This window comes from Arthrobacter endolithicus, assembly GCF_026627425.1.
GTDB lineage: Bacteria > Actinomycetota > Actinomycetes > Actinomycetales > Micrococcaceae > Arthrobacter_M.
Map to the genome: position 1 here is coordinate 19,066 of NZ_JAPNLH010000019.1, position 13,292 is coordinate 32,357.

8 protein-coding genes are annotated in these 13,292 nt (G+C 63.5%); 3 read left to right on the forward strand and 5 right to left on the reverse strand.

Going from position 1 to position 13,292, the window contains the following annotated elements; genetic code table 11:
• The first annotated feature begins 11 nt into the window (after nt 1-11).
• Both OS914_RS14850 and OS914_RS14855 read left to right on the forward strand, forming a co-directional pair.
• Entirely contained in the window at nt 12-2,633 is a 2,622-nt protein-coding gene (locus OS914_RS14850; protein ID WP_267546839.1) for a bifunctional lysylphosphatidylglycerol flippase/synthetase MprF, read from the forward strand.
• Nucleotides 2,634-2,692: 59 nt separating this feature from the next.
• Nucleotides 2,693-3,412 (forward strand): SGNH/GDSL hydrolase family protein, encoded by a 720-nt coding sequence (locus OS914_RS14855; protein WP_267546840.1) that lies wholly within the window; start codon nt 2,693-2,695, stop codon nt 3,410-3,412.
• Here OS914_RS14855 and OS914_RS18125 read toward each other — a convergent pair.
• From OS914_RS18125 to OS914_RS14865, 3 genes are all read right to left on the reverse strand, one after another.
• Nucleotides 3,361-3,624 (reverse strand): putative immunity protein, encoded by a 264-nt coding sequence (locus OS914_RS18125; protein WP_324290668.1) that lies wholly within the window; start codon nt 3,622-3,624, stop codon nt 3,361-3,363. The two genes, OS914_RS14855 and OS914_RS18125, sit on opposite strands and share 52 nt — an antisense overlap.
• Nucleotides 3,569-5,026, reverse strand: a complete 1,458-nt coding sequence (locus tag OS914_RS14860; protein WP_267546841.1) for a cation:proton antiporter domain-containing protein — start codon at nt 5,024-5,026, stop codon at nt 3,569-3,571. Before OS914_RS14860 ends, OS914_RS18125 begins: the two co-directional genes overlap by 56 nt.
• Before the next feature lie 84 nt (nt 5,027-5,110).
• Nucleotides 5,111-5,623 carry a MarR family transcriptional regulator gene (locus OS914_RS14865; RefSeq protein WP_267546842.1) on the reverse strand — a complete coding sequence of 171 codons (513 nt, stop codon included), beginning with the start codon at nt 5,621-5,623 and terminating at the stop codon, nt 5,111-5,113.
• A gap of 110 nt (nt 5,624-5,733) precedes the next feature.
• On the opposite strand from OS914_RS14865, the gene OS914_RS14870 reads away from it, so the two are divergent.
• A complete protein-coding gene (locus OS914_RS14870) occupies nt 5,734-7,929 on the forward strand; it encodes a chloride channel protein (RefSeq protein WP_267546843.1) in 2,196 nt (731 codons plus the stop codon).
• A gap of 112 nt (nt 7,930-8,041) precedes the next feature.
• On the opposite strand, the gene OS914_RS14875 is transcribed toward OS914_RS14870, so the two are convergent.
• The gene (locus OS914_RS14875) at nt 8,042-10,687 is read right to left on the reverse strand and encodes a plasma-membrane proton-efflux P-type ATPase (RefSeq protein ID WP_267546844.1); all 2,646 of its coding nucleotides are present in this window, start codon (nt 10,685-10,687) and stop codon (nt 8,042-8,044) included.
• A 191-nt stretch (nt 10,688-10,878) separates the two neighbouring features.
• Nucleotides 10,879-13,290 carry a phosphoketolase family protein gene (locus OS914_RS14880; protein ID WP_420713965.1) on the reverse strand — a complete coding sequence of 804 codons (2,412 nt, stop codon included), beginning with the start codon at nt 13,288-13,290 and terminating at the stop codon, nt 10,879-10,881.
• Nucleotides 13,291-13,292 lie beyond the last annotated feature (2 nt).

Sequence of the window (13,292 nt, forward strand, 5' to 3'; positions counted from 1 at the left end):
GAGGAACAGCAGTGAACGCAGTAAAACTAAACCCTGACCCTGGCAGGCTCCGAACGTCCCGCCCGGGGCCGGGCTGGTTCCTGCCCTGGACCTATGCCCCGGTCACCGTGACCTTCCTCATCCTCTTTTGGATACTGGGCGTCCTTACCTCTACCGTTCTTGCCGGTCCACGAGGGACGCTGCGCCCTTATGCCGTCGTCACCGCCTCGTCCCTTCCGGCGCACTGGGAGGTGCTGGTTACGGGTGCGTTCTGGGGGCGGGACCTCCCCGGCTATCTTGTCGGGACCGTGTTGCTGGTTGCCGCCGGCATTCCGGCCGAACGACGGCTGGGCAGTGTGCGGTTTGCTGCGGCCGCTCTCTCCTCTCAGGTGGTGGGCATCTTCGCCGCCACAGCGGTTGTGTACGGCGGCCGGAACTTGATGGGCAGCTGGTCAGCACAGTTGATGACGCATTGGTTTCTGGGGCCTTCCGCGCTGATTTGTGGTGCTGGGCTGGCGGCGACCGCAGCGCTGGGGACGTTGTGGCGTCGTCGTCTGCGGTTGGGAATTTTTGCGCTGCTGATCCTGCTCACGCTCTACAGTGGCTCCTTCCCCGATCTGATACGGCTCGGTGCAGCGACTGCCGGCGCACTCCTCGGGCCACTGCTGCAAGGACGCCGTCCGCGGTTCGGCATCCCCGTCACGTCCCGTCGGGAAGCCCGGGTTCTTGTCGCCATGGTTGTGGCCGCGTCCGCTGTCGGTCCGGTTCTGGCCGGTCTGCTGCCCCACGCCGTCGGACCGCTGGCCGTGCTGCGGTTCCTGTTCACCAACATTCAACCCGTTGACCCCCAAACCCTGCACAGTCTGTGTGCAGACCCCACCCGGCTCAAGGACTGTGCCGCGGCGCAGCTACAGCTGCGTGCCGGTGCCGGCGGGATCTTCATGTCCATCCTGCCATCGGTCCTGCTCCTGCTCTTTGCGGATGGTTTGCGCCGGGGCCGACGGTTTGCCTGGTATGCCGCCCTGGTGCTCGAAGGCGCGGTGGCGGTCCTGGCCGGCAGCTATATCGCCGCGGCGCTGATGCCCGCTGGGCCGAACAAGACCCCCAACGAGGGGCCAGGCGCCATCGATATCACCGCGTTCCACCACCCGCTGGCCCTGATCCTGCCGTTGCTGCTGCCCATCCTCTTGGTCATTCTCCTGCTGGTGACCCGGAAGCTCTTTCCCGTTTGCGCCCCGCCCAGAACCTACCCCCGCCTGACACTGACCATCATTGTCTTGGCCGCGGCCCTAACGGGAATCTACCTGCTGGCGGGCTTGCTGCTGGCGGGAGGCTTCACTCCGATACCGGGAATTGGAGACCTCCTGGCGGACATCCCGGACCGGTTCGTGCCGCTGGGCTATCTGCTGGATCTGTCTCCGGCATTCTTTCCGGAAAGTGGTGCCGCCGTTGCCCTGTATGAAGGCATCGGCATCACGTTCTGGACCATCACCGCCGTCCTGGTCTTCAGGTCCTTCTTGCGCCCGGCCCATAACGTCCACGGCAGTGACGAGGACCGGGCCCGGGCGATCCTTAAAAACACGCAGGGCTCCTCCCTTTCCTGGATGACACTGTGGAACGGAAACAGCTACTGGTTCTCCACCACTGGAACCAGCTTCATTGCCTACCGGGTGCTCTCCGGCGTCGCACTGACCCTCGGTCCTCCGGTCGGGCCCGCAAAGGAACTGCGCACCACCATGGATGAGTTCACCCGCTACACCGGGGAGAACGGCTGGACCCCGTGCTTCTACTCCGTCCCCGACGAGGTACGCGCCATCACCGCGCCCAACGGCTGGGGATCGGTGCAGGTGGCTCAGGAAACCATCCTGGATCTGGAAACCATCTCCTTTTCCGGCAGGAAATTCCAGGACATCCGCACCGCCCTGAACAAAGCGGCCAAAGAAGGAATCCGCGCCCAGTGGATCTCCTACCCGACGGCGCCGCTGTCCATCGTGGACCAGATCCACGCCATCTCCGAAGAATGGGTCGCCGACAAGGGTATGCCGGAGATGGGGTTCACCCTGGGCGGCCTGGATGAGATCAACGATCCGGAAGTACGATGCCTGCTGGCGATCGATGACCAGCACACCGTCCACGCGGTAGCGTCTTGGTTGCCCGTTTACCGTGACGGGACGATCATCGGCTGGACGCTGGACTTCATGCGACGCCGCAGCGCCGGCTTCCGCGCCGGCATCGAATTCCTCATCGCCTCTGCCGCCCTGTCCCTCAAAGACGGCGGCTATGAATTCATCAGTCTCTCCGGCGCACCCCTTGCGAGAATTACGGCGACGGCGGAAACTGGCGCCGCTGCCGGCGGGGGCTTCACCCCGGCTCCCGATGGTGGACTGGACCGGTTGCTGGGCCGCCTCGGAGCCATCCTGGAACCGGTCTACGGATTCAGATCCCTCCTTGCATTTAAATCCAAATTCCAACCCCGCTATGAACCCCTCTTCATGCTCTACCCCGATGCCGCCGCCCTGCCGAGCATCGCCAACGCCATCGGCAGGGCCTACATTCCCAAAGTCTCAGTAGGTCAGGGCTTTACCCTTGCCGGAAAAATCATCCGTCCCCGAAGAAATTCCACTACCCCCTCTCAGATCCATGCGCCAAAATAGGAAGCAGTGTGGAACGACGACCGCCCTACGGTCACACCACCACGACGTCAGGAATGCCAATGAAAACTCCGTGGTGGAAGGCAAAGCAATGGAGATGGGCGGCGCCCCTTGCCGTGGTCTGCGTCCTTGCCGGACTAGCCACCGTCAGCGTCCGTGCAGACCCGGCGCCTCCGCGTACCGGCGCTGTAGCGTCGAATCCGAACGCCACCCAGGTCGTCATTATCGGTGATTCCCTCAGTACCGGTTACGGCACCAGCGCCGAGCTCGCGTGGCCCCACCTGGTCGAAGACGGCACCGCACAACGGATCCGCCCCCTGCAGATCACCAACGCCGCCGCCAACGGAAGCGGCTACCTCAGCGTCGGGGACGGTGATCGGACGTTCGCCTCCGAAATCAGTGAAAGCGTCACCGCGGCAACTAAGGTCGTGCTGATCTTCGGCTCCGAAAATGATATGGGCTCCGACAACACAGAGTTAAAAAATGCCGCCGCTGCCGCCTACGCCCAGGCCAAAGCCGCCGCACCCGCCGCCGCTATAATCGCCGTCGGCCCTCCCTCTTACACCACCACCCCTGACCCTGAGCTGCTCCAGGTCCGGGACCAGGACCAGGCCGCGGCGGCAGAGGCCGGAATAACTTTCATCGATCCGATCCAAAACCAATGGTTCATGGGCCACGCGGACCAGCTGATCGGGCCCGACGGGGACCACCCCAGTGAAGAAGGGCAGCACTACCTGCAGGCAAAAATGGAGCCCCTTCTGCTCGCAGCCTCCGGGGCTTGAGCCGTCCAGTAGAGGTCGTTTCGCAACCGCTGGTCGGCTTGCGTCATCGTGACCTGGTCACGCACCCACGCGCGGGCATACTCGATCACCTGACGGGGTCGTGGGTCCCGTGGCTGAGCCGACTCGAAAGGGAAGAGAACGTTCCCCGGGTTGCTTTCACGCTCGCGGCCCGAAAAGCTCAGCGACTGCCTCGGCGGTCTCTGAGAGGGCAAGCACCGAATCTCCAGCCCGCAACTTCATGCCGCCTCGGACTTGGACAAGATGTCCGTCGCGGCGGACCATGCTGATCCAGCCGTCTTCGCCCAGCTCCAGATCAGCGATTGTCGCCCCGTCGGCAGCGGAACCTTCGGCAACAACAAACCGGTGCAGGCCGTGCGGTTCATCGCTGAACCGCATCCCCAGCGCCCACGGCTGCTGCTCCACCCGACGCATCGGCACCCGGAATGCGGACGCCAGATAAGGCAACAGGCCCCCCTGCAGGACAACCGAGATGAGTACGACGATGAAAATGATGGAATACATCGCCTGGGCGTGGTCGGCACCGGACCCGAGGATATACATGCCCAAAAGAATAGGCACAGCACCCTTCAGCCCGGCGCTAAGAATAAACGCCCGCTCCCCCAGCTTGAGCCGGATCCTGACAGACAACAAGCCAACCAGGACCGGTCGGATGACAAGGATCAGCAGCCCCGCCAGAGCGAGACCGATAAGTACCACTCCCGAGCTGAGGACGTCACGCAGTGAGACACTCAATCCCAGTACGGCGAACGCGACAATTTCCGCAATACTGGCAATACCGGAGGCAAAACGCTCGATTTCCAGTTTGTAAGGCGCCCGGGAATCACCAACTATGATCCCTGCCAGGAAGACGGCGAGGAACCCCGATCCGTGAAGCATGGTGGCCGCCGCATAGATGAACGCGGCGCAGGCGATAGCCCGCACCGAATGCAGCGACTCGTTCGGCAGCCCCACATGGCGCATCAATTTCATCAGGCCATAGCCGCCGAGGATCCCGACAACGGCTCCGACGCCCATCTGCAGGAGGAATTCGCCCACGCCTCCGGCCACCGCTGACAGGCCACCACCGCCGGCGGCAAGGAGACTGGCCATCAGGGCAATGCCGACAGGATCGTTCGCGCCCGACTCTCCTTCGAGGATCGTCCCGCTGCGGCCGGCGATTTCACGGCCTCCGAGGACTGAAAAGACCACCGCGGGGTCCGTGGGTGAGAGCGCCGCTCCCAACAGCAGCGATGCCCGCCAGTCAAAGCCGAAGAAGTAGTGGGCGGCGGCGGCAAGTGCGGCTGCCGTCACAGCCGTCCCGGCAACGCCGATCCAGACGATCGCGGCCGAGGCACTGCGGAAGCGTCTGAAGCCTATGTGCATTCCACCGTCGAACAGAATGAAGACGAGGGCCACCGTGACAATACGCTCGTCAACCTTGATCGGCACCTGGCCAAGGACCGGGAAGAGGTCCGATGCGACTGCGGCAACGACGAGGAAGAGCGCCGGAGCGGGAACGCGTATTCGCTGGCCCAGCCGGTTCGATGCGACTGCCACCATCAAGGCTGCCGCCACCAGCAGGATGACAAGACTAAACGGCTCTACATCAGGCACAGTCGAAGCCTACTCTTCCGGGTCAGACCCGGGCCGCCGGTCCGGCACCGTGGAAGCACCGGCATCGCCAGGAAAAGAACCCACCTATAAGCCCAGGATCAAGGTCTCATCCGCGCGCGGTTCGCCGGCTGCGCGGGCAAACACTTCAAATCCTGCCAGAACGGTCTCCTGTTCGGGACCGGACAGTCGGCTGAGCACCACGGAAATCTCCTGCCGACGGGACCGGGTGACCTCGGCGCAGATGCGCGAGCCCTCTTCTGTGAGGGAAATAATGACCTCGCGGCGGTTCTCGGTGCTCGCTGATCTGGCGATCAGGCCCCCAGCCACCATGCGGTCCGCGAAGCGGCTGAAGGTGGATTGGTTGGTACCCAGCCGCACGGCAAGCTCTCCCATTCGGAGCGGCCCGAAGTTCGACAGCACCACCAGCACCCTGAACTGTGGAAGCGTGACGGCGTCCATGACCGGCGCCAAGGACCGGGCAATAACACCCAGCAGCGCCCGTGACGCGGTCAGCGACTTATCGACAACTTCAAATCCTGGGTCAACGGCCGCATCGGGCCGGGATGCGCCGGCGGCACCGGGTGATGATATCGTCATGATTGCTATAGTACATATATTGCACCACTTCATAGATATTCTTACCCAAGGAGTTTGACGTGACCGCCCTGCCTTCGACCGGACGACGTTGGTTGCCGGGGGGAAGGAGCGTGCGCACGTTGCCAATGCGGCTCGCGGGAACATCCTACCAGTGGGTCGCAATGGCCATCCTCGTCGGCGCGGGCGCGGGACTGGCCGCCGTCGCGTTCCGCTGGCTGATCAGCATCGCCACGCTTATCTTTACCGGCACGTCGGACTACTCCGCCAGCCACGGCCACCCGGGCCATCCCTGGGCGCCTTGGCTAGGGGGATTTTTCGTTGTCCTGGCCCCGGTTGTCGGTGGGCTCTTATATGGACCCTTGGTCCAACGCTTCGCCCCCGAGGCCCGTGGCCACGGCGTCCCGGAGGTCATGTACGCCGTCAGCCAGCACGGCGGCAGAATTAAAGGCCGCGTTGCCCTGGTCAAAGCGCTGGCCTCAGCCATCTGCATCGGCTCCGGAGGATCCGTCGGCAGGGAGGGCCCGATCGTCCAGATCGGCTCGGCGCTGGGGTCTTGGCTCGCCCGTATATTCCGGATGCCGGAATCCAGGGTCCGGGCGCTGGTTGCCTGCGGTGCAGCCGGCGGCATCGCTGCCACCTTCAACGCTCCGATTGCCGGGGTGTTCTTCGCCTTGGAACTCATCCTCGCCGACTTTGCCGCCGGATCCTTCGGCGCCGTGGTCCTTGCATCGGTGACGGCCTCCATCATTGGGCGCAGCTTTCTGGGCAACGAGGCTTTCCTGAAGTTACCGGCCTTCACGATCACCTCGGCCGCTGAGTACCCTTTGTTTATCCTGCTGGGCCTGCTTGCCGCGATTGCCGGCGTCGGCTTCACCAGGATCCTGTACCTGATCGAGGATTTGTGCGACTGGGCCTGGCACGGACCGGCGTGGCTGCGGCCGGCGGCCGGAGGCGTGCTTCTGGGATTGCTGCTGCTGGTCCTGCCGCAGATGTACGGGGTCGGCTACCCGGTCATGCAAGCAGGAGTCGCCGGTTCCTACGCCGTCGGTTTTCTGGTCCTTTTGCTCGTAGGCAAGATCGTGGCCACCAGCCTCACCATCGGCATCGGAGGCTCTGGTGGCGTGTTCGCGCCCTCACTGTTCATCGGCGCCATGCTCGGTGCCGCGTTCGGAGAGGTCGCCGGTTTCCTGGTACCGGCCCTGAACGGACAGGTCGGCGCCTTCGCCTTGGTGGGCATGGGCGCGGTCTTCGCCGGAGCCGCACGGGCGCCGATAACGGCCGTCATCATCATGTTCGAACTCACGGGCGAATACTCCATCATTCTGCCCCTGATGCTGGCGATCGTCGTCGCCACCGGTGTTTCAAAAATCATGAGCCGAGACACCATTTACACCCTCAAACTGCGCCGCCGCGGAATCGATCTGGAGCGGCACCCGGGCACGGAACTTTTGAGCCGAACCCGGGTAGACGCCGTCATGGACACCTCGTTTCGTGCCCTTCCGGGATATCTAAGCGTCGCGGAAGGTGCCCGACGGCTACTGGGTGCCAAACACCCGGCCCTTCCCGTCATCGGTGCGGATGGGACACTGACCGGTATTGTCACGGTTCAACACCTTGCGAACGTGCTAAACGACGACGACGACGAAAGGGACCGCATGACGCTCTCCGACGCCGCCGAAATGACAGCCACGGTGCTGCCAGAGGACACTCTTCAAATGGTCCTCGGTGCCGTGCTGGGCTCCTCCACAAACGCTGGGCTGCCCGTTACAGATGCAGACGGCTCGCTGCGAGGTTGGCTGAATCAGGAAACGGTTCTGCGCATCCTTTCGAGCCCCCATGCATTACCAGTGTCGGGAGTAGAACAACGGACCGACGGCCCCCGCCCGTCCGTTCAGCCTCGGCCGCGTCCCGGCTCCGCCGGTAAACGCACACTCGTGCGGCGAAGATTCCAAAGACCGCCCCCTGAACAGTCTCATGAAGACTCCCGTTCCGGAGTTGACATGAACAACCGCACATCCGCCTTGCGACGGCCGCAATCCGGTACCGCCCGGATCGAACGTCCCCAGGTTCACACGAACGGGGGAACGTTTCTGGTCTTCCCCGACGGCCACGTCGTCACGGTCACCAATGAAACGTATGAACAGGGCCGCCGTGCACTGGCCCGCGTCGCCTTCGCCGACCCCAGGCCGGCGGCGCTGGACCGGGCAAAGGAGGACTTCCGGCGCATCGAAGAAGAATGCTTCCGCGAATTCGGACTCATTCGCCACGGCAACGAATGGGTTTTCACCGAGCAGTCAGGACCATAAGCGCGAAACCGTGAGTCGCCCGAGCGGTACCTTCAGGATTTCCATCCGACGCCGAGGACTCGTCGGTGCCGGGGTGGTCGTGGAGATGGTTCCTGATTTACTGCCCGTAGGGTCAGTCGTTGTAGTCGTGGTAGACGGGGTCGCCCGGTTCGGTGTCGGTGTAGAAGGCGCTGGTCGTCGTCGAGGACGGGCCGGGGGCGCAGTGGTGGTCAGGTGACGCAGTGGCCTTGGTCGGCTTCCCATCGTCCGGGTTGGTGGTCGGGTTGGCGGGGTCGAGGATGCGGTAGGCAAGGAGTTTGATGCGGTCGCTGGCCAGGGCCCAGATGATGGCGTAGCCCCAGACGAAAGCGGCCCAGCCCCAGCCCAGTGGGGTCATGAAAAGACCGTAGACAGCGATCAGGGTCGCGATGGCCTGGGTACCGAGAACTGCCATCCACAGGATGGGGGCCGGGCGGATGGACCAGGACGGGCCGCGTGTGCGGGTGAGGAAGATGGTGAGATGCCCGGCAACGGACAGCATCAGATACATCATCGTCTGCAGTTGGGGACGGCCTACGCCGAAAACCCTGTCGCCGAGGTAGAACAAGCCGAATGCGGCGATCGGCCCGACGACGCCCAGAACGGTGGCGATACCCAACACCATACGCATGTTCCAGGCTTCGGGCTTCATCTTGTAGTGGACGTTGTCGTAGGCGATGGAGAGAATCGCGCCGTCGTTGAGCAGTGCCAGCATGACGATCATGATCGCGGTAACCGGGAAGAAGTTGAAGAAGAGGATCGCCCCGGTCACGAACAGCAGCACCCGCAATGTTTCGGCGATGCGGTACATGGCGTAGGAGTTCATCCGCTGAAAGATCTTGCGGCTTTCCTTGATCGCGTCAATGATCACCGCAAGCCCGGGGGTGAGCAGGATGATGGCAGCCGCCGCGCGGGCGGCGTCAGTGGCGCCGGAAACAGCGATGCCGCAGTCCGCTTTCTTTAGGGCCGGGGCGTCGTTGACGCCGTCGCCGGTCATGCCGACGATGTGGCCGCGCTGCTGCAGGACGTCAATGATGTGGTATTTATGCTCGGGGAAGACTTGGGCGAACCCATCGGCTGTCTCGATGGAGCGCACGCTCGCCGGACTCTCTTCCTTTTTCACGTCACCGAGGCCAGCGGCGTCGAGGATGTTGGTGCCTAGCCCGACTTTTCCGGCGGTCTCTTTGGCGATCGCGATGGCGTCACCGGTGACCATTTTCACGCTCACGCCCATCGCTTCTGCGGTGGCAATTGTGGCCTGGGCGTCCTCTCGTGGCGGATCGAACAGCGGAAGCACCCCCAAAAAGTTCCACCCGTCCTGGCCGTCGCGCCGGGCCACTCCCAGTGACCGGTAGCCGCGGGCGGCAAAATCGTTGACGGCTTCCTCGACAGCCGGTGTGTTCTTGGCGCTCTCGCCGGTGAGAGCGAGGATGACCTGCGGGGCGCCCTTGCTGACCTTGAACGCCTTCCCGTCCGCACCGGTGACGCTGGCCTCGGTGCGTTTGTCGACCGGGTTGAACGGTTCAAAGTGGCTGATCGTGTAGGTCTCCAGTGCGTTTTTGTCGTTGACGCCGCCGAGGACGGCGAGATCGATGGGGTCGTCATTGTCGGCGCGGGAGGCCAGTGCGCCTGCCAGGATGACCTCGGCGGCGGTGACCGTGTCAACGCTGAACGGATCACCTAGGGTCAGCGAGTTCTGCGTGAGGGTACCGGTCTTGTCCGCGCACAAGACGTCCACGCCGGCCAGTTCCTCGATCGCGACCAGCCGACTGACGATGGCCTTCTTCTTGGCCAACAGCCGGGCACCGACAGCCATAGTCACCGACAGCACCGTAGGCATCGCGACAGGGATCGCCGCAACGGTCAGCACCAGGGCGAACTGCAGGGTGGTCAGTATTGCGTCGCCCCGAAGCAGGGAGACGAGCACAATCACCGCCACGAAGACTGCTGCGAGGATGATGAGATAGTTGCCGATTTTCAGGACTGCTTTTTGGAAGTGGCTGACGGTGTGGGCGTCGGCGACCAGTTCGGCAGTCTTGCCGAAGTAGGTGTGGATGCCGGTGGCGTAGACCAGCGCACCGATCTCACCGCGGCGGATGATCGAGCCCGAGTACACCGGATTGCCCGGACCGCGAGTGGCCGGCAGGGACTCTCCGGTGAGGGCGGACTGGTCAACCTCGATCTCGTCGCCGTCCAGGAGTCGGGCGTCGGCGGGGACGATGTCACCGAGACGCAGACGGATCACGTCACCGGGCACCAACTCCCTGGCCGCCGGGGTGACCCATGCGCCGTCGCGTTTGACCCTCGCGCTGATGGCGAGCTTGGCCTTCAGCGCGTCGATGGCGTTCCCGGCTTGACGTTCCTCGGTGTAGCCGACCACGGCGTTGGCCATCAGCAGCACCAAGATGATGAAGAAGTCCGGCCAGTGCCCCACCGCGCCGGAGAGGATCACCGCGGCCTCGATCATCCACGGGATCGGCCCCCAGAAGTACGAGAGGAACTTCAACAGCGGGTTGGACTTGTGCTCGGCGATCTCGTTCGGCCCGTACTTGCTCAGCCGTTGCGCTGCTTCGGCCTGAGTCAGGCCCTCCGCTGAGGTGTCGAGCTGCTGGAGGACGTCCGCCATCGGCAGCGACGCCAAGTCAGGCAACTGATCCGGATTTGACGCCGTCGAACCGACCGGCGCAGACTCGCCCGTCGTGAACGCGCTCGGCGAGGATCTAACGTTGTCATCGCTCATGGTGGGTATCCGCCTACTCCAATGGGATGCCGACCCCGGATGGGGGTCGCGGCGCCGTGCTCATCATGAGAAGCTCCAGCGAAAGGACTGTCGGCGTCGGTCGCGCCGGTGCCGGCGGGTGGGGAAACTGTCTGCGGCTTGACCGTCGTCGGGCTGGGCACCGGCGCGGGGACGGTCGGAGAGGTGGTCGGTCATTGCCAGGGGGTCCAGACCCAGTCGCGGATCTCGGGCAGGTCCTGGCCCTGTTGGTTGATATAGAGGTTGTGTTCGATGAGCTTGTTGGTCATCGCTTCTTTAAGGTAGTCCCCGGTTGCACCAAGCTGGGGCAGCCGGTCGACGACGTCCTGGACGAGGTGGAAGCGGTCGAGCCGGTTCTGCACGCGCATGTCAAAGGCGGTGGTGATGGTGCCTTCTTCGTTGTAGCCGCGCACGTGCAGGTTACGGTTGGTCCGCCGGTAGGTCAGGCGGTGGATCAGGGTCGGATATCCATGGAACGCGAACACGATGTGCTTGTCCTTGGTGAACAGCGAGTCGTAGTCCTGATCGGAGAGGCCGTGTGGATGCTCACTCGCTGATTGCAGCTTCATCAGGTCCACGACATTGACGACCCGGACCTTCAGCTCTGGCAGGTGCTCACGCAGGATCGACACAGCCCCCAACACCTCCAGTGTTGGGGTGTCCCCGCAGCAGGCCAAAACGACATCGGGTTCGGCACCGCGGTCATTGCTGGCCCACTCCCAGATCCCGATTCCCTTGGTGCAGTGGAGCTCCGCCTCGGCCATGGTGAGCCATTGTGGCATGGCGTGCTTACCGGCGACGACGACGTTGACGTAATGACGGCTGCGTAGGCAGTGGTCGGCGACAGTGAGCAGGCAGTTGGCGTCCGGCGGGAGATAGACCCGGACGATGTCGGCCTTTTTGTTCACCACATGGTCAAGGAAGCCGGGATCCTGGTGGGTGAAACCGTTGTGGTCCTGCTGCCACACATGGGAGGCCAGTAGGTAGTTCAGCGACGAGATGTCACGTCGCCACGGCAGGGCCTTGGTGATCTTGAGCCATTTGGCGTGTTGGTTAAACATCGAGTCGACGATGTGGATGAATGCCTCGTAGCAGTTGAATAGGCCGTGGCGGCCGGTGAGCAGGTAGCCTTCCAACCATCCCTGGGACTGGTGCTCGGAGAGCATCGAGTCCAACACGAGACCTTGAGGCGCCAGTGCCTCGTCACCTTCGACCATACGGGCCTCCCATTGGCGGTCGGTGACCTCGAACACCGCCCCCAGCATGTTCGACAAGGTCTCGTCCGGGCCAAAGATCCGGAAGTTGCGTCGCTCCGCGTTTAACCTGATGACATCGCGCAGGAAATCCCCCAGGACGCGCGTATCCTGTGCTTCCACCGCACCGGGCGCCGTCACGGCGACCGCGTGGACCCGGAAATCGGGCATCCGCAGGTCCCGCAGCACCAGGCCGCCATTCGTGTGGGGATTGGAACCCATCCGCTGTTCCCCGGAGGGAGCCAGCGCTGCCAGATCGGGCAGCAGCCGACCGTTCTCATCGAACAGCTCCTCCGGTTTATAGCTGCGCATCCATTGATCGAGTTGTTCGACGTGCCCCGGATGGGCCTCATCCACGAGCAGCGGCACTTGGTGCGCCCGGAAGGTGCCCTCAATCTGCAATCCGTCAACCACCTGAGGTCCGGTCCACCCCTTCGGAGAACGCAACACGATCATCGGCCACTGCGGCCGGGTCGCAGCACCACCGGTACGCGCATCAGCCTGAATGCTGCGGATCGTTTCGACTGCCTGGTCGAGAGTGGCCGCCATCAGTTGGTGCATCGCCCCCGGATCATCACCTTCGACGAAGCGCGGGTCCCATCCGCAACCACGCAGGAACGCCTCCAGTTCCTCGGGCTCGATCCGTGCCAGCACCGTGGGGTTGCTAATCTTGTACCCATTTAGGTGCAGGATCGGCAGCACCGCCCCGTCGCTGACCGGGTTGAGGAACTTCGTGGACTGCCACGCGGTGGCCAGCGGCCCGGTCTCGGCCTCCCCGTCGCCCACCACACAGGCGACGACGAGCCCGGGATTGTCGAACACGGCACCGAACGCGTGGCTCAAGGAATAGCCCAGTTCACCGCCTTCGTGGATCGATCCTGGGGTGGTCGGAGCGACGTGGCTGGAGATCCCACCCGGGAACGAGAACTGCTTGAACAGCTTCTTCAACCCGGCCTCGTCCTCGCTGACGTCCGGGTAGATCTCTGAATAGCTGCCCTCAAGGTAGGTGTTGGCCACCAGCGCCGGCCCGCCATGCCCGGGTCCCGCAACGTAGAACATATCGAGCCCGTACTTCACAATCACCCTGTTCAGATGCACGTAAATGAAGTTCTGCCCCGGGGTGGTGCCCCAATGCCCCACCACCAGCGGTTTCACATCCGTCAGCGCTAGCGGGCGCCTGAGCAAGGGATTGTCATAAAGATAGATTTGCCCCACTGACAAGTAGTTCGCAGCGCGCCAGTAAGCATCCATCCGGCGCAGGAGTTCAGCGCTCAGCGATGGCCGCGGCAACGGACTCGTTGCGGACAGTTCGACGGCGACGTTGTCGGTCACGG